This is a genomic window from Micromonospora sp. NPDC049282 (assembly GCF_043197045.1).
Taxonomy (GTDB): Bacteria; Actinomycetota; Actinomycetes; order Mycobacteriales; family Micromonosporaceae; genus Micromonospora.
Map to the genome: position 1 here is coordinate 18,002 of NZ_JBICSL010000020.1, position 26,947 is coordinate 44,948.

The window sequence follows — 26,947 nt, forward strand, 5'->3', positions numbered from 1 at the left end:
GCACGACCGGGACGCGACACGGCGCGGCGCGGTCGGCGGTGGCTACCCGGCCGTGTGCCCGACAAACGCGCACCGGTGGCAGGCTGGGGGCATGGAGAGCAGAGCGTTGCTGGTCGTCGACGGCGCGAACGTGGTGGGCGCACGGCCGGACGGCTGGTGGCGGGACCGGGCCGGCGCGGCGGTCCGGCTGCGTGACGCGCTGGCGCCGCTGGCCGGCGCCGGCGTGCCGCCGGAGCTGCCACCACCGGTGCAGGTGGTGCTGGTGGTGGAAGGCGCGGCCCGGCACGTGGCGCCGGCGCCCGGCGTCGACGTGGTGTCCGCGGCCGGGTCCGGCGACGACACCGTGGTCGAGCTGGTCGCCGCCGCTCCGGACCGGCGGCGGGTGGTGGTCACCGCCGACCGGGAGTTGCGGGCCCGGGTGACCGCGCTGGGCGCCGAGGTACGCGGCCCGCGGTGGCTGGGCCGCTGACGCCGAGGTCCCGCAACCGGGACCGGCCCGCCCGCCGACGGGACCGGCGGAACCGTCCGACACGGCCTTCGCGCACGTCAGGGCCCTAATCGGACACCGGGGCAGGAACGACGCGAGGGTGGATGTTCGTCCACCCGTCGGGATGGGTTGTAATGGACATCTCCCCTGCCCCCAGGAGGTCCCCGTGGCGAGCGTCGCCGAGCTGAAGGCCGCCATCGATGTCGCTCTCCAGCAGATCGGTGACGGCCAGACAGCGGTGCAGGCGGCCGGCGAGAAGCTGGCCGAGGCGCAGCAGACGCTGGCCGGCGCGCTGGAGGGCAGCGGCCACGAGACGGTCGAGGCGGCGCAGGCCTCGCTGACCCAGGCCAGCCAGGAACTGGAGGAGTGCCTCGCCGCGACGCTGGTGGCGGTGGAGCAGGCACAGCTCTACGTCGCGACGCTCTGAAGGGCCGGCCGTGTCCATCGTCGAGGACATCGGCGCGCAGGTCCGCGCCGCCGCCGAGGAGCTGCCGCTGGCGCAGCTCGCCGCCGCGCTGGAGAAGCTCGGCCAGGCCGAGGAACGGCTGCGCTGGGTGCGCCAGGAGTCGGCCGACCCGATGGGCGTGCCGGAGCTGACCGCGGCCACCGAGCACGCCGAGACCGCCGGCTACGCGCTGCGGGTGGCGCAGGAGCAGCTCACCGCGTACCTGGCCGCGATCGGGCTGGCCGCCGACGGCGCGTCCACCGCGCCACCGGGCGAGCGACGACCGCGGCACGACGCGCCGCGCGGCGAGGCGCCACCCGCGCCGGGCGCGGCCGCCGAGCCGGACGAGCCGCCCGCGGTGCGACGCTGGTGGGCGGTACGGGTGGCGGAGCTGACCGGCGGTCGGGAAGGCGCGCCGGACGAGCCGGACGAGCGGGTGGAGAACTCCCGCGAGCTGCTGCGCCGGGTGGTGGTCGGGATCCGTTCCGGCGACCGGGACCGCCTGCACCGGGAGTTGCGCCGGGCGCACGCCGACGTCGGGCTGGGGCTGGCCGCGATCGCCCCGCCGATGCTGCGCGACCTGGCCGGGGAGCTGCTCGGCCACCCGCCCCGCGCGGACGACCTGACCCGGCTGCGCCGCGAGCTGGACGGGCGGGTCCGCGACCTGCTGCCCGGGCTGCCGCCGCCGGTGCTGGACACGCTGCTCACCCGGGTCTGCCGGATGCCCCCGCCGCGCCGCGACGACGGGCCGGAGCAGCCGCACGCGGCCGACCCGGCCGTCACCGCCGGGGTGCTCACCGGCGTGCTGCTCGACCGGCTCGGCCGGGACCTGCCGAAGGACATCGAGGAACGGGAGCCGTCGCGTGGCTGACGTCCGCGCCCAACTGGTGACGCGCGTGCGGGGGATGCTCTCCGAGGCCCTGGGCGCCACCCGGAGCCGGCTGGCCGCCGCCGACGCCGAGCTGGTCGCCGGCCGGGAGCGGCTGGACCGTACCCGCCGCGCCGCCGCCGCGGTGCCCGCCCGGGTCGGCGCGGCGCGCGACCGGCGGCTCACCGAGATCGACGCCCGGCACACCGCCCGTCTCGCCGAGCTGGCGCGTCGCGCCGCCGACGCGGCACGGCGGGAGGCGCCGGGGGCGGCGTCCGCGCCATGGAACCGCTGGCAGGCCACGCCCGCGGGCCGGGCCGAGCCGCCGGGCGCGGTCCGGATCGGCACGGTACGCATCGCCGGCGCCGAACCGGTGCCGGCGCTGGTCCCGCTCCTCGACGCCGGGCACGCGCACCTGGCCGGCGGCGACCGGGACGGCCTGGCCTCGGTGGTGCCCGCGCTGCTGCTGCGGTCCGTCGGCCGGGCCGACCCCGGCGCGGTGCGGCTGTACGGCTACGACCCGGAGCACCTGGGCGGCGGGCTGGCCGGGTTCGCGCCGCTCGGCACCGCCGGCCTGCTCACCTCCGTCGGCCCGGGCGGCCTGGGCCGGCTCCTGGACGAGCTGGTGGAGCAGATCCGCCGGATCAACGCCACCGTGCTGGCCGGCGAGTACGCGTCGCTGCGCGAGCTGGCCGCCGCCACCGGGCGCCGGCCCGAGCCGTGGCGGGTGGCGGTGCTGCTCGGCGGCGACGAGCTGTCCCGGCACGAACGCGGCCAACTCGACCGGGTGGTCCGCACCGGCGCCGCCTGCGGCGTGCACCTGGTGGTCCGGGGCATCGACCTGCCCGACGACCGGACCGTCACCCGGATCGTGGTCGACCCGGACGACGCCCGGATCGCCGGGCTGCCGGTGGCGCTCGACGACCCGCCGCCGCCCGCCCTGGTCACCGAGACCTGCCGCGCGGTCGCCTCCCGGGTCGCCGCCGGGCCGCCGCCGACGCCCTTCACCGACCTGCTCCCCCCGCCCGAAGAATACTGGCGGGAGGACTCGGCGCACGGCCTCAGCGCCCCGATCGGCGAGGGCCCGCACGGGCGGCCGGTGCTGCTCACGCTCGGCGACTACCCGCCGCACGCGTTGATCGGCGGCCCGTCCGGCACCGGCAAGACCAACCTGATCTTCGCCTGGATCGGCGCGCTCGCCGCCCGCTACTCCCCCGCCGAGCTGGAGTTCTATCTGCTCGACTTCAAGGAGGGGGTGTCCTTCGCCCGGTTCGCCAAGGGCCGGCGCGACCCCAGCTGGCTGCCGCACATGCGGCTGGTCGGGATCAACGTCAACACCGACCGCGAGTTCGGGCTGGCCCTGCTCCGGTTCCTCGCCGAGGAGCTGCGCCGCCGGGCCGACGCGGCGAAGAAGCACGAGGTCACGAAGCTGGCCGAGCTTCGCGCGGTGGACCCGACCGGGCACTGGCCGCGCATCGTCGCGGTGGTCGACGAGTTCCAGGCGCTGCTCGCCGGCCGGGACGTGGTCGCCCGGGAGGCCGCCGACCTGCTGGAGGATCTGGCCCGGCGGGGCCGCTCGCAGGGCATCCACCTGGTGCTCGCCTCCCAGGACGTGCGCGGCATCGAGGCGCTGTGGGGCCGGCCCGCCCTGGTCGCCCAGTTCACCCTGCGCATCGCGCTGCCGAAGGCGCTGCGCATCCTGGCCGAGCGCAACGACGCCGCGCAGTCGCTGCCCCGCCACCACGCCGTGGTCAACGCCGAGTCCGGCCTGGCCGAGGGGAACGAGGTGGCCCGCATCCCGTCGGCCAGCGACTGGGAGACCTGGAGCGAGCTGCAGCACCGGCTGTGGCGGATGCGTCCGCAGGACGCCGCGCCGGCCCGGCTCTTCGACGGCGACGCGATCCCCCGGCTGGCCGAGGCGCCGGACTTCCGCGCCCTGGTCGCCCCCGAGCAGGGCATGCCCCGCAACCCGGTGGCGCTGCTCGGCGAGATCATCGACGTGCAGTCCCGCTCGGCGTCGCTGCGGCTGCCCCGGGCGCCGGGGCGGAACCTGGCCGTGCTGGGCACCCGGGTGGACGAGGCGTGCGCGGTGCTCGACGCCGCCGCCCGCTCACTGGCCCGGCAGTACGCCCCCGGCGCCGCCCGCTTCTCCATCGCCTGCCTCGACCCGGACGCCGACCCGGCCGCCCGCGCGCTCTACGAGGACCTGCCCGGCGACGCCTCCTGGTACGACGAGGAGACGGTGGCCGAGCTGATGGCCGAGGTGGGCGACGGGCTGGCCGCGCCGGGCACCCCGCGTACGCCGCACTTCCTGCTGCTGTACGCGGTGGACGCGGCGGCCGGGGCACTGGCCGGCAAGGCGGGCACCCGCACCGGGCGGGAGCAGCTGCGCCGCATCCTGCACGACGGACCGGAGCGGCGCACCCACGTGCTGGCCTGGTGGCGCGGGGTGGCCCGGATGCGGGTCGACCTGGGTGGCGCCGGCGCCCGTACGGACCAGATCGGGGCCTGGGTGGCGCTCGACGTGCAGGGCGGTGAGCTGGCCTCTTCGCTCTACCCGGGCAGCGGCGGGCCGGACTGGTATCCCCGGCCGTGGCGCGGTCTCTACTTCGACCGCGCGGTGCACCGCACCGGACAGGTGATCATCCCTTATGGTCCCACCCGATGAACGAACCGGTCTCCAGTGAGACGTACAGCGCCCAGATCCGCCGGCTCGCCGAGCTGACCGCCCGGGTGGCCGCCCAGCGCGCCGAGGCGCACGCCTGGTACGCCCAGCAGGTGGCCGCCGCCGAGCGGGCGGTGTCCGACGCGGCCGACCAGGTGCGCCGCGCCGAGGCGGAGGTGGCCGAGGCGCAGCGGATGGTGGAGCGGGTGGACGGCGAGGTGACCCACCTGTGGGCGCAGCTGCGGGCCCGCCTCGGCGGCGGCGCCCGGCGCCTCGGCGACCCGCCGGGTCCGGTGCGCGGCGTCGCCGGTGACCCGGTGCCGCTGCTGCGCGGCGTGCGGGAGCTGCTGGAGCGCACCGGGCAGCCGGGCGAGCTGCCCGGCTCGGTGAACCCGCTGCTGATCGCGTGCGGCGTCGGCGGCGCGCTGGTGGCGTACCTGCTGGGGACCGGCGCGCGGGCGCTGGGCGCCGGCTCGGGCGGCGACCTGGCGGTCGGCCTGCCGGTGCTGGCGCTGGTGATCACGCTGCTCGGCCCGCTGGTCGGGTTGGCGCCGGCCCGGCTGCTGGCGGACCGGCGGCACGCGGTGCTGACCCCGCGCCCGATGATCCTGGTGGCAGCCAGCGGCCTGGCCACCACGCTGCTGCTCCTGGCCGTCACCTACACCCGCTGACCCGGGCCGGTATCGCTGTGGGTGCGTCTGTTGTCGTCCCAGCGACAACAGACGCACCCACAGCCAGGAGCAGCGTCAGGCGGGGACCAGGACGGCCTCCTTGAGCAGGCGGCGGGTCAGCACCAGGCGGTCGGCGTCGTCGTCCAGGCCGGGCAGGTCGCCGACCCGGGTGACCTCGCCGGCGAGCAGCGCGCGCAGCGCCGGCTCGCAGGTGCCGGGCAGCGTGAGCGTGCGGTCGACCAGGCGCAGCGCGACCGTGCCGGCGCCGGTCGGGGTGAGCTGCCAGCGCAGGCCGCCGCGGAGCGCCACCCGGCTGTCCGGGTCGAGCCGGGCCAGCGCGTCGGCCTGGGCCAGCGGCCGGATCGGCGCCGGCCGGGCGGCCGGCCACACCCGGGCTCGCAGCCGCGCGGCCACCGCCGCCGGGTCGGCCCGCAGCAGCCAGTCGCGCAGCGCCTCGACGGTCTCGGTGAGTTCCGGCTCGATCGCCTCCGGGTCGGCCAGGTCGAGGCCGAACGGCAGGCCGGCGCGCAGCCGGGCGTCCTCGGCGGCGAGGGCCGCCAGCTCCTCCACCATGGCGTAGCGGGTGAGCGCCCGGATCCCCACGGTCAGGTGCAGCGAGCTGGACTCCTGGGCCTGGGCGCTGTGCAGCCAGCCGCGCGGCAGGTAGAGCGCGTCGCCGGGTTCGAGCACCACGTCCAGCGCGGGCCGGCCCTCGGCGGTGGCGGAGACCTCGTCGGCCCGGCCACCCCACGGCTGGCGCTCCAGCGGGTCGGTGAGCACCGGCGGGTGGATGCGCCAGCGCTTGCGACCGTCGACCTGGAGCACGAACACGTCGTGGGTGTCGTAGTGGGTGGCGAAGCCCTGGCTGCCGGCCGGCGTCAGGTAGGCGTTGACCTGCAGCGGCTGGGCCAGCGCCGCGCCCAGGTCACGGGCCAGGTCGACGAGCGCCGGCCAGGTGCGGTGCAGGCCCTGCAGCACCAGGGTGGCGCCGTCGGCGTAGAGCGCCAGGACCTTGTCGTCGAGCACCTGGTCGCCGATCTCGGCGCCGGCGCCACCGCCGCCGGTCCACCGCGCCGCCGGCACGAGCTGGCCGTCCTTGGCCACCCGCAGGAACGGGGTACGCAGGCCGCGCCGGCTGAGCAGCTCGTCGGCGTCGGCCGGGCTGAACAGGTCGGTGAAGCCGTCCGGGTTGGGCAGTTCGGCGGCCCGGGACAGCAGTGGGCTGCGCCCCCAGTGGTCGGCGGCGAACTTGGCCGGTTCGACGGCGACGCACCGGGTCAGCGCCGCGGCGGCGGGAGACGGACCCGCCGGGTGGCCGCGGCCACCCGGCGGGTCGACGTGCGTCACGGTCATGTGTCAGGCGCTGCCGTCGGCGCCGCCGTCGTGCTGACCGGGGGTCGCGCCACCGTCGGCCGGACCCTCCGCGCCGCCGTCCGCGCCACCGTCGTGCTGACCCGGGGTCGCGCCACCGTCGGCCGGACCCTCCGCGCCGCCGTCCGCGCCACCGTCGTGCTGACCCGGGGTCGCGCCACCGTCGGCCGGACCCTCCAGGCCGCCGCCGCCGTTGGTCTGGATGTCGTCGTCGTTCAATGCCATGGGTGCTCCCTCGGTGTGCCGCCCCGCGTGGTCCGGGGATCGTCTTCAGCGGGGGGTACCCCACGCCCGATCTTCTCTAACCACACGGTAGACGCCCGGACCGGCGCGCACCGACGGTTCCCGCCGGGTCGGCGGCCGGGCCCGGTCGGTGCCAGGATGGCCGGAGGAGACGCGCGAGGAGGTACGCACGTGGCGCAGCCGGAACCGCTCACCCCGCTGGTCGAGGACTGGCAACGGGCGCTGGCCGTGGTGGCCCACCCGGACGACCTGGAGTTCGGCGCCGCCGCCGCGGTGGCCCGCTGGACCCGGCAGGGCAAGGAGGTCGTCTACTGCCTGCTCACCAGCGGCGAGGCGGGCATCGACGGGATGCCGCCGGAGCGCAGCCGGGTGCTGCGCGAGGAGGAGCAGCGCGCGTCCGCCGCCGTGGTCGGGGTGTCCGCCGTCGAGTTCCTCGGCCTGCCCGACGGCCTGCTCGAATACGGCGTGCCGCTGCGCCGGGCCATCGCCGGGGTGGTCCGCCGGCACCGGCCGGACGTGGTGCTCACGAACAACTTCCGGGAGACCTGGGACGGCGAGTACGCGCTGAACCAGGCCGACCACATCGCCTGCGGCCGGGCCACGCTGGACGCGGTCCGCGACGCCGGCAACCGGTGGGTCTTCCCGGAGCAGCTGACCGACGGCACGCAGCCGTGGTCCCGGGTCCGGGAGGTCTGGGCGGCCGGTTCGCCGGTGGCCCGGCACGGGGTGGACGTGACCGCGAGCTTCGACGCCGGGGTGGCGTCGCTGCGGGCGCACGGCGCCTACCTGAGCGGGCTCGGCGACGGCAGCTTCGACGCCGAGGAGTTCCTGGAGGGGATGGCCCGGCCCGCCGGCGCCCGGCTCGGCGTCCGCTACGGCGCCGCGTTCGAGGTGTTCCGGATCGACCTGGCCTGAGGGGGGCGGCGGTGTTCCTCGTCGGCACGTCGGGCTGGCAGTACAAGGACTGGCGGGAGCGGTTCTACCCGGCCGGCCTGCCGCAGCGGCGCTGGCTGGAGCACTTCGCCGAGGGCTTCGCCACGGTCGAGGTGAACAACGCGTTCTACCGCCTGCCCGAGCGGGACACGTTCGTCGCCTGGCGGGAGCGCACGCCCGGCGACTTCTGCGTGGCGGTCAAGATGAGCCGCTACCTGACCCACGTGAAGCGGCTGCGCGAGCCGGCCGAGCCGGTGGCCCGCTTCCTCGACCGGGCGTCCGGGCTCGGCGACCGGCTGGGTCCGGTGCTGGTGCAGCTCCCGCCGACGCTGCGGGCCGACCCGGAGGCGCTGGCCGACGTGCTGCGCCGCTTCCCCGCGGACGTGCGGGTGGCGGTGGAGCCGCGGCATCCGTCGTGGTGGACCGACGACACCCGACGGGTGCTGGAGCGGCACCGGACGGCGCTGGTCTGGGCCGACCGGCGCAGCCGGCCGATCACCCCGCGGTGGCGCACCACCGACTTCGGCTACCTGCGCCTGCACGAGGGCCGAGCCCGGCCGTGGCCCCGCTACGGCCGCGCCGCGCTGGCCGGCTGGGTGGACCGGCTGGCCGCCGCGTTCGGCGACGGCGAGCCGGCGTACGTCTACTTCAACAACGACCCGGGCGGCGCGGCGATCGTCGACGCGGTCGCGTTCGCCGGGCTGGCCCGGCGGGCCGGGCGGCCGGTCTCCCGGACGCCACCGGCCCGTCCCGCCGAGACGGCGGGACGGGCCGGGACGGGGCCGGTCAGGGAATGAGCTGACCGAGGCCCTGCGGCATGTTCGACTTGACGTCCTGCCACTCGCCCTGCGTGACGTGCCGGCGCAACGTGTCCAGCACGATCTGCGTCACCCGCTGCGGGCCGCCGTCGACGTCGTACGGGAAGCCCTGGCGGACCTCGTAGAGGAAGTCGTCGCGGTTGAGCTTGATCGGCACGTTCTCCGGCTGCCAGCCGTCGAAGTAGATGCCGCGCAGCAGCACCGGCAGTTGCTGGGCGAACTCGGCGCTCTCCGTCACCGGCATCCGGTCGCGCAGCAGGTGCAGCACCGTCCGCAGCGCCGCGTACGACTGGTTGCGCCGATCGGGCGGCCAGCCGTACGCCGACTCGATCTCCTTGAGGATCACGTTCGTCTTGTCCAGCGAGGACTCGAACGCGGACATCAGTTGCTCAGCCATCCGGCTCACCCCCGGGCGTCGGTTCCCCAGCGTCGGTCGTCGGCGCGTCGCGGCGGGCCGCTGGGCCCCCGCCACAGCCGGGTCGGGCTGAACCGGCCGGGCCGCTCTCGCGGCACCTCGGCGTTGCCGATCACGTGCAGGACGCCACCGCGGCGTCGGTCCGCCACCACCCGTACCGTCATGACCCACCTCCTCGTCGCCGCGCGCGGGCCGGTGCGTCCGCGCGCACCGTCCATGCTGCGCGGCGGCCGGGTGAGCCGGCCTCACCCGATGCGGGTGAGGCGGGCTCAACGCTCCAGCAGGTCGACGAGCGTGGCGGCGTTGCGCTGCGCGTAGTCGCGGTAGCAGTTGTTCATCAGCACGTGGGTCCGCTCGGCCTGGCCGGCCAGCTCGCGCAGCTTCGGGGCCCAGTCGCGCAGCTCCCGGTCGGAGTAGTCGTAGCCGAACTTCTCGTGGATGTCCTTGCTGGTCCACCTGTCGCTGTGCCCGTGGAACCGGACCACCGCGAGGTCCGCGGTGGCGGCCAGCACCGGGGGTACGGACGACTTGTGGCCCTGTGGCATGTCCACGCAGACGAACGGCAGCTCGTGCCCGCGCAGGAAGTCCAGCGTCTCGTCGGCGTTGTCGCCGTCGAACCAGGAAGCGTGCCGGAACTCGAAGACCGGGCGCAGCGGGGCGCACCGCCGGGCCACCTCGGTCAGGTACTGCTTGTTCTCCCGCTTGATGGTGAACCAGGGCGGGAACTGGAACAGCAGCGCGCCCAGCTTGCCGGCGGAGACCAGCGGGTCCAGGGCGGACAGGAAGCGGGTCCACACCTCCTCGTACGCCTGCGGCGGCAGGTCGTCCGGGTAGACGTTGCGCTTCTCCGTCTCCGGCCGCAGGTCCTTGTAGAGCGCGGAGACCCGGGTCGGGTGACCGGTCAGCAGGCTGAACGCCTTGACGTTGAAGGTGAACCCGGGCGGCGTGCGCTCCGCCCACAGCCGGGCGGTGCGCTCGGCGGGCGGCGAGTAGTAGGTGGCGTCCACCTCGACCAGCGGGAACCGCCGGGCGTAGTAGGACAGCCGGCGCTCCGGGGTGTCGGCGTCCGCCGGGTACCAGCCGGAGTCGAGCAGGGTCCGGTCGGTCCACGACGCGGTGCCGACCTTGATCTCACCCATGGGACCGACCGGCGAGGAGGGCGGGACGGCTCAGGCCGCCCGCCGCTCCCGGGTCTGCTTGCAGGCCACGCAGGACGTGGCGGACGGGAAGATCTCCAGTCGCTCCACCGGGATCGGCGCGGTGCAGCCCTCGCAGAAGCCGTACGTGCCCTCGTCGAGCCGGGCCAGCGCGCGCTCGAACTGGGTCCGGCGCTCCAGGATGGTGCGCAGCAGGGACTGCGCGGTGTCCCGCTCGGCGGTCTTGGTGCCGCTGTCGGCCTGGTCGTCGCCGGCGGTGTCGCCGACCTCGACCAGTCGCAGCACCTGGCTCTGCATGAGGGCGTGGTCGTACTCCGCGGTCAGCTCGTCGTAGCGGGACCGCAGGGACTGCCGGATCTGGTCGACCTCCGCCTGGGAGCGGCCCGTGGCCGTCGTGTCGTGGACGAGCATCGCTGCCTGCCTTTCCTGCGGCCTCGTGCCGGGTCCTCCCGGGCGACGAGCGCCGGAGGACCCGGTGGAGAAACATCGGGTGCGCGGGCGAGATCACCCGTGCTCTGTGAGCCGGGCGAATACCCCTGCCGTCGGCGGGCCAAACCGGAGTTCTCCTGTCACTTTCCTGAGTGCGTGCCGCCCGGTCGGGTCGGCTCCACGAGGGCGGGACGGCGGGGGTCGTCGGCGCGGACCACCACGTCGGCGAAGGAGGCCGGGTCGACCTCGTCGGCGTAGCGGGCGAAGGCCGGCAGGGTCCAGCGCCACGCCGGCTCGGTGCGCCGCTCCAGCGCCGCCGGGGAGAGCTCCAGGTGGACGGTGACGTCGAACGGCAGCGTGCCGCCCAGCAGCAGGGCGCCGCTGACCAGGACCACCCCGCCGGCCGGCAGGTCCTGGTAGCCGGCCCGGCTGGCCCGGTCGGCGTCGGCGTCCCAGAGTGACGGCAGCAGCCGGCCGCTGCCGTCCGGCCCGGCCGGGTCGAGCACCTCGCGGCGCAGCCCGGGTTCGTCGAGCCAGCCCTCGTAGTAGGCGTCCGGGTTGGTGCGCCCCTGTTCGAGGCGGATCGAGGCGGGCCGCAGGAAGTCCGCGGCCCGTACGTGCAGCGCCGGCCGGCCGGCGGCGCGCAGCGGGTCGACGAGGGCGGCGGCGAGGGTGTCCGGCGCGGCGGCCGGCGGACCGTCGACGGCCACCCGCAGCCGGCCGGGCGCCTCGGCGTGGGCCAGGCGCCCGGCCAGCTCGGCGACGAGCCGGTCGGGGCTGATCGGACGGACGCGCATCCGACCATCCTGCCCGGCCGGCGGGAGTGGCTCACCTCGGGTTCGCGTCCGGGCGGTCGGGGCTCCGTCCGGCGGGCGGTCGACGGGTGGCGGGGGGTCGAGCGCGTGGCGGGTGGTCAGCCGGTGCGGTCGATGGTCACCCGGGCGTCGTCGGCGAGCCGGTAGCCGACGCCGTAGACGGTGGTGACCAGCGGGACGTCCACGCCGACCTTGCCGCGCAGCCGGCGGACGTGCACGTCGACGGTGCGGACGCCGGCGTGTTCGTACCCCCAGACCGCGTTGAGCAGTTGCAGCCGGGTGAAGACCCGGCGCGGGTGGGCGACCAGGTGCAGCAGCAGGTCGAACTCCAGCCGGGTCAGCGGCAGCGGCTCGCCGTCGCGCAGCACCGACCGGGACGAGGCCAGGATGTGCAGGGCCGGGATCGTCGAGGCGAGCGGGCGGGCGGGGGCGCGGCCGGCCGGCACCTCGGGGCGGCGCTCCGTCGCGGCGGTGCCCGCGCTGATCACCGCGTCGCCGTGTTCGAGCAGCTCGCGAGCGGCGTCGAGGAGCCGGCGGGCGGCCGGGGTGAGCGACTCCTCGCAGGCCAGCGGGATGTTCAGGGTGACCGTGAGCACCGGGGTGGCCGTGTTGGCGGGGCGGCGTTGGCCGCCGGGCGGACGGCCGGGGACCGCGGGTTGGGACGTATGCCATCCGGCGCGCGACGAGGCGGGGCTGACCGACATGGTCCTCCTTGGCTGGTCCGGGTATCTCCCCACGGCCCGGGACACCGCTTCATCGATGCTTCCCGGCGCTCGCGTGAGGGTCAAGGGGCCACTGCGTTGCATGAATGTGACAATTGACGAACACATCGGAGCGGAGTGCTCGCTCTGCGTACGAGGTCCGTTGATTACAGCAGAGCGACCGGACGAGGCGTTACGGGGGGTCCCCGGCCGGTTCACGATGGCGACTTCGTCGCAGACGTGAACGCGGCGTGCCCGGGAGCCGGGCACGCCGCGGTCGGCCGGGGCCGGCTCACGCGTCGCGGTCCACCTCGATCGGGGCGTCGTCGGCGAGTCGGTAGCCGACGCCGTACACGGTGGTCACCAGCGGCGTGTCCGGCCCGAACTTCGCGCGCAGCCGGCGCACGTGCACGTCCACGGTCCGGGCCACCGCGTGCTCGTAGCCCCACACGTTGGCGAGCAGTTGCCGCCGGGTGAACACCCGGCGGGGATGTTCGACGAGGAAGAGCAGCAGGTCGTACTCGATGCGGGTCAGGCCGACCTCGACGTCGCCGTGCCGGACCCGTCGGGTGCCGGTGAGGATGCGCACCCCGCCGGGCTCGCCCGGCGGGACCGCCTCGCGGGCCTCGGCCGGCGGCGCGGCGGGACGGCGCAGGTCGACCACGGCCCGAGCGGCCCGGTGCTCGCCGGGGCGGACCAGACCCTCACCGGAGGCGGCGAGTTCGTCCAGCAGGTCGACCAGCCGGGCCAGGCCGGGCGTCAGCGGGCCGGCGCCCAGGTCGAGCGTGATGGTGAGGGTCGGTGCGGTACGCGGCCGGGGCGGCAGGGCCCGGTCGGGGCAGCCCGGTCGGGCCGGACGGGTGTTGAGGGCGACGACGGACATGGGAGCCTCCTGTGCGGGCGGTCGCCCCGCCCCGCCGGGTGCGGCGGGACGGTCAGCGGAGCGCCCGGCCGGCGGTGACCGGGGGCGCGGTGGACGAGGGGCGGGGTGGCGGGGTGGGGCCGAGGGTGGGCAGACCGGCGATGCGCCAGGCGGCGAAGCCGCCGACCACGTCGGTGGCCCGACCCAGGCCGATGTCCCGCAGCGCGGCGGCGGCCAGCGACGAGGTGTAGCCCTCCTGGCAGAGGACGACCACCGGCACGTCGTAGTCGACCGCCTGCGGCAGCCGGGCCGCGCAGCGCGGGTCGAAGCGCCACTCCAGGACGTTGCGCTCGACGGTGAGCGCGCCGGGCACGGTGCCGTGCGCGGCACGCTGGCCGGCCGGGCGGATGTCGACCAGCAGCGCGCCGCCCCGGTGGGCCAGGTGCGCCTGCTCCGGGTCGAGGCGACGCAGCCGGGCGCGGGCGGCGGCGAGGATCTCGTCGATGCCCCGCGATCCGGGTGGGGGGACCGGACAGCTCTCGGCGGGGGCGGGGGTCTGCGCCATGGTGGCGTCCTTCCGTGCGGCGGGGATCGGGGGCGGGACGGCCGGCCGGCTCACCACGCGACGCCGGCCTCGGCCACCTCGGCGACCCGCAGCCGCCCGGCGTCGAGGTGGTAGCGGGTCATCCGGCGCAGCGCCGGCCGGTAGACGTGCACGCTGACGGCGGGCTGCTCGGCGCGGTTGGTGACCTGGTGCACGTGTCGGGCGCCGAAGCGCCGGCCGGCGCCCGCGGCCAGGCGGTGCGGGCGCAACCGGCCGCCGCTTACCGTCTCCTCGGTGAGCATGCCGGCGACGACCAGGAAGGCGCCGGCGGAGCCGCCGTGGTCGTGCAGGTCGGTGCCCTGCCCGGGCAGCCAGCTCAGCGCCCACACCTCGTGCTCGCCGTCGGCGTGCAGCCGCGCGTACCAGCGTTCGGACCGGTCGAAGCCCAGCGGCACCGGCCAGCCGGTCGGGTCGGCCCAGCGGGCGGCGACGGTGAGCAGATCGGTCGGGTCGGTCCTGGTCATCGGGCGGGAGGTCCTCACGGTGCGAAGCGGTGCGTGCCCCCACACTCTAGACGGCAAAGCCTATAGGTTTAGTAGGTTATACCAAATACTGGGAGGCGATTCGTCGACCGACCCGCGGGTCAGCGCGGCACGGGCGGACCCACCCGGTAGCCGGGCACCGACGGCCAGCGCACGGTCAGCACGGTGGACTCGCGCTCCGCGTACCAGGAGTGGTCCACGCCCCGGCCCCACACCACGTAGTCACCGGGTGCGCGCAGCACCACCGTGCGGTCCGGCAGCTCGACCCGGAACGCGCCGCTGATCAGCACCAGCAGCGCGGTCCGCCGCTCGCCGGTGGCCCACCGCGCCCGGGTCTCCCCCGCCGGGTGCACGCCCCACTTCACCTCGACCTCGGCGCTGTGCCGCACGTCGCCGGCCGGCTTGAAGTGACCCAGCAGCCAGCCGGCGTCGGTCGCCCCGTCCACCGCCGCGTTGCCCACGTACACCTGATCGTCCATGACCGCCTCCCGCGCCGGTTGCGCAAGCTACCAGGCGCGGCCGGCCCGAACGCCCTAACCTGGGCGGATGCCCGACGAACTGGACGCCGCGACGATCGACTTCGCCCACCGGATGTTCGACCTGGCCCGGGCCGGCGCGACCGAGGAACTGGCGGCCAACGTGGACGCCGGACTGCCGGTCAACCTCACCAACGCCAGGGGCGACACCCTGTTGATCCTGGCCGCCTACCACTCCCACCCGGAGACCGTGTCCGCGTTGCTCGCCCGTGGCGCCGACCCGGCCCGGGTCAACGACCGGGGGCAGACCGCGCTGGCGGCGGCCGTGTTCCGGCAGAACGCGGCGGCGGTCCGGGCGCTGCTCGACGCCGGCGCCGACCCGGACCACGGCGGCCCCTCGGCGGTCGAGACCGCCCGGTTCTTCACGCTGCCCGAGATGCTGGCGCTGCTCGGCCGCGAGTGACGCCCGGGCCGGGTATACAGGATCGGTGGAGGATCCCGTACCCGAGCGGATGCGCGCCGCGGCCACGACGCTGCTGGCGGCGCTCGACGACCCGGCCCGCCGGCGCGCCCGGCACGACTTCGACGACGAGCCGGCCCGGCGGTGGCTGGAGTACCGGCCCCGACCCCGACCGGGTGTCGCGGTCGCCGACCTCGACGTCACCGCCCGCAAGGCCGCCCACCGGCTGCTCGCCACCGCGCTGAGCCCGGCCGCCTACGCGCAGGCGATGGCCGTAATGGCGCTGGAGGAGGTGCTCGACCGGGCGGAGGGCTGGCGGCGCGGCCGGCACAGCGGCGACTACTGGGTGGCGATCTTCGGCGACCCGGCGCGTGACGACCGCTGGGCGTGGCGGTTCGAGGGCCACCACCTGTCGGTGAGCATGACCGTCGCCGACGACCGGGTCTCCCCCGCACCGGTCTTCCTCGGCGCGAACCCGGCCACGGTCCGGCACGGCGGCCGGCCGGTCTCCCGACCGCTGGGCCCGGAGGAGGACCTGGCCCGCGAACTGCTGGACGCGCTCGGCCCGGGCGGGCGCTCCGCGGCGGTCATCGCCGAGGAGGCGCCGGCCGACATCATCAGCGCCACCCGGGCCACCGCGCCCGGCCGGCTCGACCCGCTCGGCGTGGCGCGCGGTCGGCTCGGGCCGACCGGCCGCGCGTCGCTCGACCGTCTGGTCGCGCTCTACCTGGACCGGCTCCCGGCCGAGCTGGCCGCCCGGGAGGCGGACCGGCTCGACGGCGGCGAGCTGCACTTCGCCTGGGCCGGCCCGGTCGAGCCGGGCCGGCGGCACTACTACCGGGTGCAGGGCGACGACCTGCTGATCGAGTACGACAACACCACCGAAGACGGCAACCACGCGCACACGGTGCTGCGCCGCCCGGCCGCCGACTTCGGCGCCGACGTGCTGGCCGCGCACCACGCCGCCGCGCACCGCCCGGTCACCCGCGACGCGCCTCGATGAGGAACCGCCGGGCGTGGGCCACGAACGGGCCCTCGGCCCGGATCCGCTCGTCCAGCCGGCGCAGCTCCGTGCGGTAGCGGTCGACCGTGAAGCCGGGCACGGTCCAGACCACCTTGCGCAGGAACCAGACCACCGCACCGATGTCGTGGAAGACGGTACGCAGGGTGGCCGTCCGCAGGTCGACCACGGTCAGCCCGGCGGCCTCGGCGGCGGCGACCGCGTGCTCCGGGTGGCGGTGCTCCGGTGGCGGCAGTGGCCCGAGGATCGCCTCGCTGAGTTCCCGCATCGTGCCGGGGCCGATCTGCTGCGAGAGATAGCTGCCGCCGGGGCGCAGCACCCGGGCCACCTCGTCCCACCACGTGTCCACCGGGTGCCGGCTGACCACCAGGTCGAACGTCGCGTCGCGGAACGGCAGCGGTGGCCGCTGCGCCACCCGCACCACCGACGCCCCGACCCGGTGCAGGTTGCGCCGGGCCACCGGTACGTTCGGCGGCCACGCCTCGGTGGCGACCAGCAGCGGTGGCGGCGCGGGCGCCTCGGCCAGCACCTCACCGCCGCCGGTGTCGATGTCCAGGGCGGCGTGGACGGTAGCCAGTCGGGCGCCGACGAGACGCGCGTAGCCCCACGGTGGACGCTCCTCGGTGGCCCGCCCGTCCAACCAGGAGAAATCCCACCCCTCGACCGGCGCCGCCTCGGCCTCGGTGACCAGCTCGTCGAACCCGCGATCGGTGACCATGGGCCGAGCCTGCCGCCGGACCACCGCGGCGGGCAACGCGATTTCCGCGCACGGCTCGGCTGTGCCCGGCGCCCCACCGGGAGGCGGCGAACAGGGGGCGGTGGTCAGAACGGTCGGGGACGGGCGATCTCGACGGTGGCGCCGGGGATCGTCTCCAGCCCGGTCGGCTCCGCGGCGTGGCCCCGGTCGAACTGCTGCATCAGGCGCGCGCCCAGGCCCACCCCGACCGCGCCCACCGCCAGCGCGACCAGCTCGGTGGCGAGCTGACCGCCGGTCGCGCCGCGCTGCGGCGCGTGCGCCCGGATCAGGCAGGTGAGCAGGAACATCGCCGCCATCACGGCGTTGACCAGGTGGAACGTGATGGCGGTCCGGTTGGCCCGGCCGATCCGCACGTCCCACAGGTCGATCAACCCGGCGACCGTCGCGAGCCCGGCGGCGACCAGCGCGGCGACCGCCGTCCAGTAGCCCACCTCGCCGAGGAACGCCGGACCGCCCGCGACGTCGGCCAGGTCGAAGACGGCGGCGCTGACGAAGAGCCCGAACGGGAACGTCACCAGCATCGGTTGGATGGGGTGCCCCTGCACCCGAAGTCGGCTCTCCATAACGTTCTCCCCACGTCGGCGCAGCTCACCAGTCCAGGGTGCTACCCGACGCCCCGCGACGCGAAACGACTGTCGGTCAGTTGTCCCGGGGCCGGGAGACGGTGAGCACGAGCCGCTCGGCGACCTCGCGCAGCGGGATGTCCAACGAGGAGGCGGCGCTGCGGAGCACGTCGAGCGCCTCCGGCGCGGGGCAGCCCCGCTGCGTCATGATCACCCCGATCGCCTGGCCGACCACCCCCTCGGCGAGCAGCGCGCCGTCGAGCTGGTCGGCGCGGGCGGTCGCCCGCTCCCGGTCGCGGACCGCGGCGAGCAGCAGCCCGGCGTGCTCGGCCAGCAGCATCGCGGTGAGCTGGTGGCTCGGCGTGAGCGCCTCCGGCGACTGCGCGTACAGGTTGATCGCGCCGATGACCTGCTCGTCCACGTCCACCGGCGCGGAGACCACCCCGTGCACGCCCAACGCTCGGGCCCGGGCGATCCAGGCCGGCCAGCGCGTCTCGTCCGCCAAGCCACCCGCGATGATCATCTCGCGGCGGCGGATGGCGGTCAGGGCGGGCGTGTCCGGGCCGTGCCGCAGGTCGTCCAGCTCGGCCCGGTGCGGGTCGGACGCGGCCACCCCGGCCGGCTCACCGGCCCGCAGCGCGGTGAAGCCGCAGCAGTCCACGCCGGGCACCGCGTCCCGAGCGATCCGGACCAGCCGGTCCAGCGCCTCGTCGAACTCGGCCACGGCGATCAGACCGGCGGTCAGCTCACGCAGCAGTGCGGCGGTCTCCAACACGCCCAGGTCGTCGGTCATCGGCTGGCAGGCGTCGAGGTTCACCGCGACGAGGCCCCCACCGCCTCCGCTTCCGCCCACGCGGTGTCCCCGTCCGGCGCCGTTGCCTGTCCCATGTCCGTCCTCTCTATGGCCGAGCCTCGGCCTACTACCCCGCCGGACCGGCATCGAAACCGCGCAAAAGGGCCCCTTCCGGCCGTATCGACCGGAGGGGCCCCGCGATCCGGGTCAGCGCGACCCGGAGATGAGCCGTCGACCCACCGACGCGATCAGCCGGTCCAGCTCCGAGCCGAACGGGTTGTCGTGCACCAGGTAGGTCCAGGTGGCCGTCGGCCGCACCAGCTTCGACGCGTCCGGCTCCCAGCCCTCGTCGAACTCGGTCTCCTCGAACGTGGCGATGGTCCGCGTCTCGATCTCGGGCATCAGCGCGTTGAACGCCGGCACCGCGCTGCGGTGGAACTCGTCCAGCGGGTCGAGGCGGCCCAGCGCCCGCAGGTGCACGCCCTCGCGCACCTCGGACAGCTCGGCCAGGTGCTCGGCCCAGAGCCGGTCCAGGTGGTAGAGCGCGATCTTGCGGGCCACGTCGGCGAGCAGGTCCTCGTCCATCTCGTTGGCCTTCCCCGGCACCCGCTCCAGCAGCATGAGCGCCGCGACGTCGGTGGTCAGCAGCCGCTCCCGCCGCTCCGCGAGGGCCTTGCGCTGCTGCTCGATCACGTGGCTGTAGCGCCAGGTGTTGCGGTGGATCTCGTGGTTGACGCCCTCGGCGACCCGCTGGGCGTGCTCCACCGCGTAGTCGACCTGCGCGTCGGTGACCAGGCCGTCGGCGTTCATCCGGGGCGAGGCCGGGACCGTGTCGCCGGCGTGCCGGACGACCAGGTCGTCCTCCAGGCTGACGAAGAAGGTCGACCCACCCGGGTCACCCTGCCGGCCCGCCCGGCCCCGCAGCTGGTCGTCGACCCGGCGGCTGTCGTGCCGGCCGCTGCCGATCACGTAGAGGCCACCCAGCTCGGCCACCCGCTCCCGGTCGGACTGGTCGCTGCCGCCGAGCCGGATGTCCACGCCCCGGCCGGCCATCTGGGTGGAGACCGTCACCGCGCCGTACGCGCCGGCCTCGGCGATGATCCCCGCCTCCTCGTCGTCGTTCTTGGCGTTGAGCACCACGCACGGCACGCCGGCCGCGCGCAACGCGGTGGCCAGCCCCTCGGACTCCTTGACGTCGAGCGTGCCCACCAGCACCGGACGCCCCGCCTCGTGGCAGCGGCTGATCTCGTCGACCAGCGCCTCCTCCTTCTCGGCGCGGGTGGCGTAGATCCGGTCCGACTCGTCCTCCCGGACGCAGGGGGTGTTCGGCGGGATCACCGCCACCTCGAGGCCGAAGAACTCGCGCAGCTGGTCGCCGACGAGCACCGCGGTCGCGGTCATCCCGCAGACCGTCGGGTAGAGCGCGATGTAGGCCTGGACGGTGACCGTGCCCAGCACCTCACCCTCGGCGGTGGCGTCCAGCCCCTCCTTCGCCTCCACCGCGGCCTGCAGCCCGTCCGGCCAGCGGCGGCGCTGGGCGACCCGGCCGCGCATCTCGTCGATCAACTCGACCGAGTCGTCCCGGACGATGTAGTCGACGTCGCGGTGCAGCAGGGCGTACGCGTGCAGCGCCACGTTCACCGCGGAGAGCTGCCCGACGTGCTCGGCGTCGTAGAGGTCGATGCCGCCCAGCTTGGCCTCGACGGTGGCCAGGCCGAGGGAGGTGAAGGCGACGCTGCGGCCGTCCTCGGCGACGGTGTAGTGCTTGCCCTTGCGCAGGCCGCGCACCAGCGCGGCGGCGGCGTGCACCGGATCCTGCTCACCCGGCACCGCGCCGGCGAGCACCATCGGCACCCGCGCCTCGTCGATGAGGATCGAGTCGGCCTCGTCCACGATCGCGGTCTTCAGCGGCGGCTGCACCCGGTCGGCCAGGTCGGTGGCGAGCTGGTCGCGCAGGTAGTCGAAGCCGGCCTCGCTGACCGCGACGTAGGTGACGTCGCAGCCGTACGCGGCGCGCCGCTCCTCCGGGGTGGAGGCCTCGTTCACCCACCCGACGGTGAGCCCGAGCAGGGTGTAGACCGGCTCCATCCACTCCGCGTCGCGGCGGGCCAGGTAGTCGTTGACGGTGAGCACGTGCACCGGTCCGTTGCCCAACCGCACGTGCCCGTACGCGGCGACGGTCGCGGTGAGCGTCTTGCCCTCACCGGTGGCCATCTCGGCGACCTTGCCGGAGAGCAGCGCCATGGCGCCGAGCAGCTGCACGTCGTAGGGACGCTGGTCGAGCCCGCGACGGGCCGCCTCACGCCCGATCGCGCAGATCTCCTCGTACTTCTCGGCCTGGCCGGCGGCCTCGGTCAGCTCGGCGTCGGAGAGCTGCTCCAGCGCGGCCTCCCGAGCCTCGATCGCCGGTAGCAGCTTCTCCAGCGGGGCCAGGTCGACCGTCGTCCCCGGGCGCTGGAGGAAGCGGCGGAACCTGGTCTTCATCCGTTGCGACACACCCATGAGCCGCAACGGTACGCGAACCGGAGCCGATTGTGACCCCCGCCCGGCACCGCCGTCGGCGCGTGTCCTGGTTTCGCGCCCGCACCGCAGGTCCGGGCGGTCCGGGCGGATCAGGCCACGAGCAGTTGATGGGTGGCCAGCTCCCGGTAGAGCGGGCTGATGGTGGTCAGCTCGTCGTGCGTGCCGACCGCCACCACCCGGCCGCCGTCGAGCACCACGATCTGGTCGGCGTCCACCACGGTCGAGAGGCGGTGCGCCACGATCACCAGGGTGCGGCGTACCGCCACCGCGTCGATCGCCCGGCGCAACGCCGCCTCGTTGCGCGCGTCGAGGTTGCTGGTCGGTTCGTCGAGCAGCAGCACCGGCGGCCCGGCCAGCAGCGCCCGGGCGATGGCCAGCCGCTGCCGTTCCCCGCCGGAGAGCAGGACGCCGCCCTCCCCCACCTGCACGTCCAGCCCGTCGGCGGTCCGGTCGGCCAGGTGCCCCAGGTTCACCTCGTCGAGCACCGCACGCAGCCGCTCGTCGGTGGCGTCGGGCGCGGTGATGAGGAGGTTGTCGCGCAGCGTGCCGGCGAGCACCGGCGCCTCCTGCTCGACGTAGCCGAGCCGGGCGCGCAGCGCGTCGCGGGGCAACTCCCGCACGTCCACGCCGTCCAGGCGCACCGCCCCCTCGCCCACCTCGTAGAAGCGCTCGACCAGCGCCAGCAGCGTGGACTTGCCGGCGCCGGACGGGCCGACCAGGGCGGTCCGGGTGCCGGCCGGCACGGTGAAGCTCACCTCGCGCAGCACCGGCGGGCCGCCCGGGTAGCCGAAGCCGACCCGGTCGAACTCGACCCGGGCCGGCACGCCGGCGGACGGCGGGGCCGCCGCGCCGGGCAGGTCGTGGGCCCTCTCGTCCGGCACGGCGAGGATCTCCTCGATCCGGGCCAGCGCGCCCAGGCCGCTCTGCAACCGGGTGTACGCGTGCACCGCCTGGCCCAGCGGCAGCACCAGGAAGAACAGGAACATCACGAAGGCGACCAGGTCGCCCACGCTGATCGCCCCGGCCGCCACCCGGGCCCCACCCACGGCCAGCACCAGCAGGAACGCGCCCTGCACGGTGACCGTGCCGGCCGGGCCCACCACCGCCTCGGCCCGGGCCACCCCCAACCCGGCCCGGTACGCCGCGGTCGCGCTCGCCACCACCGTGCCGGTCTCCCGGCCCTCGGCGCGGCTGGCCCGGATGGTCCGCGCCGCGGAGATCGCCCGCTCGACCGCCGAGGTCATCTCGCCGACGCGTTCCTGCGCGCGCCGGGCCAGCCCGCGCACCCGGCGGGCGACGGTGACCGAGAAGGCCACGCCGACCGCGACCGCGGCCAGCGTCACCCCGAACAGCGGCGGGTCCAGCAGCAGCATCGCGGTGCCGGCGCCGACCACCATCACCGCCCCGGTGACGGTCTCGAAGAGGCCGGACGTGACCACCGCCCGCAGCAGCGTGGTGTCGGCGCCCACCCGGGACAGCAGGTCGCCGGTGCGGCGCCTGTCGTACTCCACGATCGGCAGCCGCAGCAGGTGCCCGGCCAGTCGCCGACGGACGCCCAGGACCAGCCCTTCGGCGGTGCGTTGCAGCAGGTAGTCGCGGAGCCCGCCGAGCAGCGCGCCGGCCACCACCAGGGCGACCAGCGCGACCACCAGCGTGGTGGCCGGGCGGTCGGCGGTGATCCGGTCCAGCACGGTGCGGGTGAGCAGCGGCTGGGCGAGCGCGGCGGCGGACCCGGTGAGCGACAACGCGCCCACCGCGACCAGGGTGCCGCGGTGGGCGCGCAGGTAGGGCAGCAGAGCGGCGAGCCCCGGCGTCGGGCCGGCTTCGGCGGTCATGGACCGAACGGTAGCCGGGTGTCGCACCGGGGCGGCCGGTCGCCGCACCGGCGTCAGCCGGTCAGGACCACCTGAAGCTCCGAGCGGCGGCGCTCCGCCAGGTCGGTGAGCAGGGTCGGCGCCTCGTCCAGCGGCGCCACCGCGGAGACGAGGTGCTTGCGGATCTGGTCGCCGTACTGGCGCAGCAGCTCCACCGTCTCGGCGGAGAGTCGCTCCCGGTCCCAGGTCGGGGCGAGCCCGCGCGGCACCCGCCCGATCTGGGCGCAGCGCAGCGACAGCCCGTTGTGGTGGAACTCCTCGCCGAGCCGGACCGCGTCCGCGCCGCCCTGGTAGAAGGCCAGGTCGATCACGGTGCCCTGGGGTCGCAGCAGGCGCAGCGCGAGCTGCAACGCCCAGTCCTGGCCGCGGCACTGGAAGACCACGTCCGCGCCCCGGTCGCCGGCGGCATGGTTCCAGCGGGTCTTGAGCACCACGGCCGGGTCGTCCGCCGCCGGGTCGAGCGTCTCCAGGCCGAGCGACTCGGCCACCTGCCGGCGGGCCGGGGTCGGGTCCACCACGACCACCGACGCGGCGCCGTGCCGGCGGGCGAACAGGGCGGTGAGCAGCGCCACCACGCCGCTGCCGACCACCGCCACCCGCCGTCCCCGGATGCCGTCGCCGAGGGTACGGACGTCGGCGCCGCACAGGTCCGCCGCGGCGTGCAGCAGCCCGTTGGCGCAGATCGGACCCATGTGCGCGACGTAGACGCCGAGCAGCGGGTCGAGGTCGTCGGGCAGCGGCACGAACCGCTCGGCGACCGGGTCGGCGACCCAGCCGCTGCGGTGGCCGTACGTCATCGCGCCGACCGTGCCCACCGCGACCGCCGGCGTACGGCTCTCCACCACCCGGCCGACCTGCATGTAGCCCAGCCGCTCGACCGGGTACGGCGTGCTCGCCCCGCCCGGCCGGAACAGCCCGAGGCCGGCGTCCCAGGTGACGTGCAGATAGGGGTTGGTGCCCTTGACGAAGCTCAGCTCGGTGCCGGCGGAGACCCCGCTGTAGAGCGTCTCCACCCGGAACGTGCCGTCGCGCAGCTCGGCCGCGTCCTGCTCGACCAGCTCGACCCGGCCGGGTCCGCTGACCACCACCACCCGGTCACGCATCGACGCTCACCCCCGCGTCCGCGTCCGCCACCGCGGCGGTGAGCCGGGCCGCCGGGCCGGTCGGCAGCGCCACCGGCCGGCCGGTCCGTGCCGACTCGGCCACCGCGAGCGCGAGCCGCTGGGTACGCAGCGCCTCGGCGTACGGGACCCGCACGTCGTCGCCGGCGCCGCGCACCGCGTCGACGAACGCCCGGTCGACGGCGACCCGGGCGGCGTCCGGGTCGGCGGGCAGGTGACGCTCGCCGTCGGCGTCGCGGATCGTCAGGCCGTCCTCGGCCAGCGACAGCGCCAGCCCGTCGGCGAGGATCTCCAGGCCGGCGCGGTGCTTCCAGGTGAGCACGCAGGCGGCGGCGAGCGTGCCGACCGCCCCGGAGGCGAACCGCAGCGTGGCCGCGGTCACCGAGTCGATGTCGGCGCCGTCGACCGGCGGCGGGGTGCCGTCGCCGTACGCGGTCACCTCGGTGACCTCGCCGGCCAGCAGGCGGACCAGGTCGAGCACGTGCGCGGCCTGCTCCACCACCGGCCCGCCGGAGCGGTCCCGCCGCGCCCACCAGGCCACCGGCGGGACCTTGTCCAGCCAGGCGCCGTTGACCATCCGCACCGGGCGGTCCGCGAGCAGCCGCCGCGCCTCCTCCACCACGTGCAGGTAGCGCCAGTGGTGCCCGACGCCGGTGCGCAGCCCGCGCCGCTCCACCAGGCCGGCGATCCGCTCGGCCGTCTCCAGGTCGACCGCCACCGGCTTCTCCACGAACATCGGCACCCCGGCGGCGATCACCGCCTCCTCGGCCGGGCCGTGCGCGAACGGCGGCACGCACACGTACACCGCGTCCGGCCCGGCGGCGAGCAGCTCGGCCACGTCCCCGAAGGCCCGACCGCCGTACGTGCCGGCGAGCGCCTCCGCCGCCTGCGGTGCGACGTCCGTCACGCCGAGCAGTTCCACGTCCTCGAAGCCCGTGAGCACGCGGGCGTGGCGTTGCGCCACCCCGCCGGCTCCGACCAGTCCTACCCGCATCCGACCGCCCTCTCACCGTGACTGTGACACCGCGGACAGCACTCCCCCGGCCGGCGTCCCGGCAAACGCGACCATCTGCGCAACGTGACGTTCATCCCCGTGATCACGGGATTGGGCAGGATTCGGTTAGCGCGGGTTCGGAACTGGGAAAACAGGATCCGCGATTCCACCACTAATGGGGGGTGCCCGTGCGGGAATCAGATCTGACCGTCTCACCGGTGGTGGAGGCGTGGGCCACGTACCGCACCAGCACGGCCGACGACTGGCCGGCCGGGCGACTGCTGCGGGCCAAGGGGTCCAGCCGGGTCAGCGTGGTGCTGCCGGCACGTGACGAGGAGGCCACGGTCGGCGCGATCGTGTCGACCATCCGCGAGCACCTGATGGACCGGGTGCCGCTGGTCGACGAGCTGATCGTGGTGGACTCGCGGTCCACCGACCGGACCGCGCAGGTGGCGCGCGCGGCCGGCGCCGAGGTGGTGGGACAGGACGCGATGACACGCGGGCTGCCACGGTTGACCGGCAAGGGCGACGCGCTCTGGGCCGGGCTGGCCGCCGCCGAGGGCGACGTGGTCGCCTTCATCGACGCCGACCTGCGCGAGTTCCGGCCGCACTTCGTCACCGGCCTGCTCGGGCCGCTGCTCACCGACCCGGGCGTGGAGTTCGTCAAGGGCTTCTACCACCGCCCGCTGGTCGGCGCGACGAGCGTGGAGCCCGACGGCGGCGGCCGGGTGACGGAGCTGATGGCCCGGCCGCTGCTCAACCTGTTCTGGCCGGAGCTGGCCGGTTTCGTGCAGCCGCTCGCCGGCGAGTACGCGGGCCGCCGCGAGGTGCTGGAGCGGGTGCCGTTCGTCACCGGGTACGGCGTCGAGACGGCGATGCTCATCGACCTGCTGGAACTGGTCGGGCTGGACGCGCTGGCCCAGGTCGACCTGGGCCAGCGCAAGCACCGGCACCAGGACACCGCCGCGCTGGGCCGGATGTCGGCGCAGATCATGCTGACCGCCTGGTCCCGGCTGCAACGGCGCGGCTGGGCGGTGCCCGGGACGACGCCGACGCCGCTGCTGACCCAGTTCCGCCGGGGCGGCTCGGAGGCACTGCCCAACCTGGACCGGGAGATCGTCGTCAACGACGTCTCGGTCGAGGAACGCCCGCCCCTGGCCGAGCTGCGCCACCGCGTCCCCCGCCGGCGCGTACCCGCATGACATCGACAACTGAGGAAGAGGGCGGCGCATGACGCTCACCGTGCTGATGAACGCCGGTCCGTGGCTGTCCGTGCCGCCGCCGGGCTACGGCGGGATCGAGAACGTGATCGCCACGCTGGTGCCGGAGCTGCGCCGGCTCGGCGTACGGGTGGTGCTCGCCTCGGTGGACAGCAGCACGCTGCCGGTCGACGAGCGGATCGCGGTCTTCCCGGACGGTCAGTTCCACGCGTTGCAGCGGCCGTACAACCAGGTCTGTGGCGTGTCCCAGGCACACCTGGCCCAGGTGGTGCGCGAGCTGCACCGGCGCGACGACGTCGACCTGGTGCACGACCACGTGGAGGCGGTCGGGTTGGCCACCCTGGCCGCGATGGGGCCGGACGCGCCGCCGGTGCTGCACACCCTGCACTGGGACCTGGCCAAGCACCCGGAGCTGTACGGGAACCTGGACGGCGGCGACCGGGTCCGGGTCAACGGGGTGTCCGCCTCGCAGCTGGCCCGGGCGCCGCGCGCGCTGCGGGAGCACTCGGTCGGCCACGTCCACCTGTCCACCCCGCTCGCGGTCGACGCGGACCGCCGCCCGGCGGTGGCGAAGGGCGAGCACGTGGTGATCCTCGGCCGGATCAACCCGGGCAAGGGGCAGGACCTGGGCGCCCGGCTGGCCCGGGAGGTCGGCTTCCCGCTGGTGCTGGCCGGGCCGGTCGGCCCGTACCACCGGCCGGAGGATCTGGCCGCGGCCGGCGCCGAGGCCCGGCAGAACCCGGACGTGCGGTTCTTCCACGAGCACGTCGCCCCGTACGTCGACGGTGACCTGGTGCGCTGGGTGGGCACGGTGGCCGGGCAGGAGCGCGACGACCTGGTCGCCTCGGCGCGTGCGTCGCTGTTCCCGCTGCGCTGGGAGGAGCCGGGCGGCACCGCGGTGGTGGAGTCGTTGTCGCTGGGCACGCCGGTGGTGGCCACCACCCGCGGCTGCCTGCCGGAGCTGATCGAGCACGGCCGCACCGGCCTGCTCACCACCGAGGAGGAGGAGCTGGGCGAGCTGGTGCTCGCCGCCGGCATGCTGGCGGAGGACGAGTGCCGGCGCGAGGCGGCCGAGCGGTTCACCCCGGCCCGGATGGCGCAGCGGTACGTGGAGCTGTACGACCGGGTCCGCCAGGGCGCCACGAAGCCGTTGCAGCTCGCCTGATCACCCGACGCCGT

At 75.6% G+C, this 26,947-nt stretch carries 29 protein-coding genes and 1 pseudogene; 11 read left to right on the plus strand and 19 right to left on the minus strand.

What is annotated here, in order from left to right; genetic code table 11:
* Positions 1–91: 91 nt before the first annotated feature.
* The 5 genes from ACGFI2_RS25920 to ACGFI2_RS25940 all read left to right on the plus strand — a co-directional run bounded on the left by ACGFI2_RS25920 (position 92) and on the right by ACGFI2_RS25940 (position 5,136).
* Entirely contained in the window at positions 92–469 is a 378-nt protein-coding gene (locus ACGFI2_RS25920; protein WP_393521600.1) for a hypothetical protein, read from the plus strand.
* A gap of 184 nt (positions 470–653) precedes the next feature.
* The gene (locus ACGFI2_RS25925) at positions 654–914 is read left to right on the plus strand and encodes a hypothetical protein (protein WP_030504016.1); all 261 of its coding nucleotides are present in this window, start codon (positions 654–656) and stop codon (positions 912–914) included.
* 10 nt (positions 915–924) lie between these two features.
* Entirely contained in the window at positions 925–1,803 is an 879-nt protein-coding gene (locus tag ACGFI2_RS25930) for a hypothetical protein (protein WP_393521602.1), read from the plus strand.
* A complete protein-coding gene (locus ACGFI2_RS25935; protein ID WP_393521604.1) occupies positions 1,796–4,468 on the plus strand; it encodes an FtsK/SpoIIIE domain-containing protein in 2,673 nt (890 codons plus the stop codon). Before ACGFI2_RS25930 ends, ACGFI2_RS25935 begins: the two co-directional genes overlap by 8 nt.
* Entirely contained in the window at positions 4,465–5,136 is a 672-nt protein-coding gene (locus ACGFI2_RS25940; protein WP_393521606.1) for a hypothetical protein, read from the plus strand. Before ACGFI2_RS25935 ends, ACGFI2_RS25940 begins: the two co-directional genes overlap by 4 nt.
* Positions 5,137–5,211: 75 nt before the next feature.
* Here the strand turns inward: ACGFI2_RS25940 and ACGFI2_RS25945 are convergent, their stop codons facing one another.
* The gene (locus ACGFI2_RS25945) at positions 5,212–6,483 is read right to left on the minus strand and encodes a cupin domain-containing protein (RefSeq protein ID WP_393521746.1); all 1,272 of its coding nucleotides are present in this window, start codon (positions 6,481–6,483) and stop codon (positions 5,212–5,214) included.
* Between the two features lie 12 nt (positions 6,484–6,495).
* Positions 6,496–6,732 (minus strand): annotated as a pseudogene (locus ACGFI2_RS25950) (hypothetical protein); the annotation flags it as partial.
* Between the two features lie 189 nt (positions 6,733–6,921).
* Here ACGFI2_RS25950 and ACGFI2_RS25955 point away from each other — a divergent pair.
* Both ACGFI2_RS25955 and ACGFI2_RS25960 read left to right on the plus strand, forming a co-directional pair.
* Positions 6,922–7,665 carry a PIG-L deacetylase family protein gene (locus ACGFI2_RS25955; protein WP_393521608.1) on the plus strand — a complete coding sequence of 248 codons (744 nt, stop codon included), beginning with the start codon at positions 6,922–6,924 and terminating at the stop codon, positions 7,663–7,665.
* 11 nt (positions 7,666–7,676) lie between these two features.
* Positions 7,677–8,480: a DUF72 domain-containing protein gene (locus ACGFI2_RS25960; protein ID WP_393521610.1), complete on the plus strand. Its 804-nt coding sequence runs from the start codon at positions 7,677–7,679 to the stop codon at positions 8,478–8,480.
* Here the strand turns inward: ACGFI2_RS25960 and ACGFI2_RS25965 are convergent.
* From ACGFI2_RS25965 to ACGFI2_RS26010, 10 genes are all read right to left on the minus strand, one after another.
* Positions 8,470–8,898 (minus strand): DUF2267 domain-containing protein, encoded by a 429-nt coding sequence (locus ACGFI2_RS25965; protein WP_393521612.1) that lies wholly within the window; start codon positions 8,896–8,898, stop codon positions 8,470–8,472. The genes ACGFI2_RS25960 and ACGFI2_RS25965 overlap by 11 nt on opposite strands.
* A gap of 5 nt (positions 8,899–8,903) precedes the next feature.
* Positions 8,904–9,080, minus strand: a complete 177-nt coding sequence (locus tag ACGFI2_RS25970; protein WP_393521614.1) for a hypothetical protein — start codon at positions 9,078–9,080, stop codon at positions 8,904–8,906.
* 105 nt (positions 9,081–9,185) lie between these two features.
* Complete coding sequence (locus tag ACGFI2_RS25975; RefSeq protein ID WP_393521616.1) at positions 9,186–10,055, minus strand: DUF72 domain-containing protein; 870 nt, start codon at positions 10,053–10,055, stop codon at positions 9,186–9,188.
* 30 nt (positions 10,056–10,085) lie between these two features.
* Positions 10,086–10,484, minus strand: coding sequence for a TraR/DksA family transcriptional regulator (locus ACGFI2_RS25980; protein ID WP_393521618.1), 399 nt, complete (start codon positions 10,482–10,484; stop codon positions 10,086–10,088).
* Between the two features lie 158 nt (positions 10,485–10,642).
* Positions 10,643–11,299: a uridine kinase gene (locus tag ACGFI2_RS25985; protein ID WP_393521620.1), complete on the minus strand. Its 657-nt coding sequence runs from the start codon at positions 11,297–11,299 to the stop codon at positions 10,643–10,645.
* 116 nt (positions 11,300–11,415) lie between these two features.
* Positions 11,416–12,021, minus strand: a complete 606-nt coding sequence (locus tag ACGFI2_RS25990; protein ID WP_393521622.1) for a winged helix-turn-helix domain-containing protein — start codon at positions 12,019–12,021, stop codon at positions 11,416–11,418.
* A 289-nt stretch (positions 12,022–12,310) separates the two neighbouring features.
* Entirely contained in the window at positions 12,311–12,901 is a 591-nt protein-coding gene (locus ACGFI2_RS25995) for a winged helix-turn-helix domain-containing protein (protein WP_393521624.1), read from the minus strand.
* A gap of 52 nt (positions 12,902–12,953) precedes the next feature.
* Positions 12,954–13,445 (minus strand): rhodanese-like domain-containing protein, encoded by a 492-nt coding sequence (locus ACGFI2_RS26000; protein ID WP_393521626.1) that lies wholly within the window; start codon positions 13,443–13,445, stop codon positions 12,954–12,956.
* Between the two features lie 50 nt (positions 13,446–13,495).
* Positions 13,496–13,948, minus strand: coding sequence for a cysteine dioxygenase (locus ACGFI2_RS26005; RefSeq protein ID WP_393521628.1), 453 nt, complete (start codon positions 13,946–13,948; stop codon positions 13,496–13,498).
* 119 nt (positions 13,949–14,067) lie between these two features.
* On the minus strand, positions 14,068–14,445 hold the full coding sequence (locus ACGFI2_RS26010; protein WP_393521630.1) for a signal peptidase I: 378 nt from the start codon (positions 14,443–14,445) through the stop codon (positions 14,068–14,070).
* A 67-nt stretch (positions 14,446–14,512) separates the two neighbouring features.
* Here ACGFI2_RS26010 and ACGFI2_RS26015 point away from each other — a divergent pair, with 67 nt between their 5' ends.
* Positions 14,513–14,905 (plus strand): ankyrin repeat domain-containing protein, encoded by a 393-nt coding sequence (locus ACGFI2_RS26015; RefSeq protein ID WP_393521631.1) that lies wholly within the window; start codon positions 14,513–14,515, stop codon positions 14,903–14,905.
* A gap of 49 nt (positions 14,906–14,954) precedes the next feature.
* Entirely contained in the window at positions 14,955–15,905 is a 951-nt protein-coding gene (locus ACGFI2_RS26020) for a DUF3500 domain-containing protein (RefSeq protein ID WP_393521748.1), read from the plus strand.
* Here ACGFI2_RS26020 and ACGFI2_RS26025 read toward each other — a convergent pair.
* The 7 genes from ACGFI2_RS26025 to ACGFI2_RS26055 form a co-directional block, all read right to left on the minus strand.
* Positions 15,883–16,641, minus strand: a complete 759-nt coding sequence (locus ACGFI2_RS26025) for a class I SAM-dependent methyltransferase (protein WP_393521633.1) — start codon at positions 16,639–16,641, stop codon at positions 15,883–15,885. The two genes, ACGFI2_RS26020 and ACGFI2_RS26025, sit on opposite strands and share 23 nt — an antisense overlap.
* Positions 16,642–16,745: 104 nt before the next feature.
* The gene (locus ACGFI2_RS26030) at positions 16,746–17,243 is read right to left on the minus strand and encodes a DUF2231 domain-containing protein (protein WP_393521635.1); all 498 of its coding nucleotides are present in this window, start codon (positions 17,241–17,243) and stop codon (positions 16,746–16,748) included.
* Positions 17,244–17,319: 76 nt separating this feature from the next.
* On the minus strand, positions 17,320–18,036 hold the full coding sequence (locus ACGFI2_RS26035) for a GAF and ANTAR domain-containing protein (protein ID WP_393521750.1): 717 nt from the start codon (positions 18,034–18,036) through the stop codon (positions 17,320–17,322).
* Positions 18,037–18,243: 207 nt separating this feature from the next.
* Positions 18,244–20,538 carry an accessory Sec system translocase SecA2 gene (secA2, locus tag ACGFI2_RS26040; protein WP_393521637.1) on the minus strand — a complete coding sequence of 765 codons (2,295 nt, stop codon included), beginning with the start codon at positions 20,536–20,538 and terminating at the stop codon, positions 18,244–18,246.
* 110 nt (positions 20,539–20,648) lie between these two features.
* Entirely contained in the window at positions 20,649–22,394 is a 1,746-nt protein-coding gene (locus ACGFI2_RS26045; RefSeq protein ID WP_393521639.1) for an ABC transporter ATP-binding protein, read from the minus strand.
* Between the two features lie 53 nt (positions 22,395–22,447).
* The gene (locus ACGFI2_RS26050) at positions 22,448–23,536 is read right to left on the minus strand and encodes a zinc-binding alcohol dehydrogenase (protein WP_393521641.1); all 1,089 of its coding nucleotides are present in this window, start codon (positions 23,534–23,536) and stop codon (positions 22,448–22,450) included.
* Positions 23,529–24,548: a Gfo/Idh/MocA family protein gene (locus ACGFI2_RS26055; RefSeq protein ID WP_393521643.1), complete on the minus strand. Its 1,020-nt coding sequence runs from the start codon at positions 24,546–24,548 to the stop codon at positions 23,529–23,531. Before ACGFI2_RS26055 ends, ACGFI2_RS26050 begins: the two co-directional genes overlap by 8 nt.
* A 221-nt stretch (positions 24,549–24,769) precedes the next feature.
* Here ACGFI2_RS26055 and ACGFI2_RS26060 point away from each other — a divergent pair, with 221 nt between their 5' ends.
* Both ACGFI2_RS26060 and ACGFI2_RS26065 read left to right on the plus strand, forming a co-directional pair.
* A complete protein-coding gene (locus ACGFI2_RS26060; RefSeq protein WP_393521752.1) occupies positions 24,770–25,750 on the plus strand; it encodes a glucosyl-3-phosphoglycerate synthase in 981 nt (326 codons plus the stop codon).
* Positions 25,751–25,778: 28 nt separating this feature from the next.
* Positions 25,779–26,933: a glycosyltransferase gene (locus ACGFI2_RS26065; RefSeq protein ID WP_393521645.1), complete on the plus strand. Its 1,155-nt coding sequence runs from the start codon at positions 25,779–25,781 to the stop codon at positions 26,931–26,933.
* The last annotated feature ends 14 nt before the right edge of the window (positions 26,934–26,947 follow it).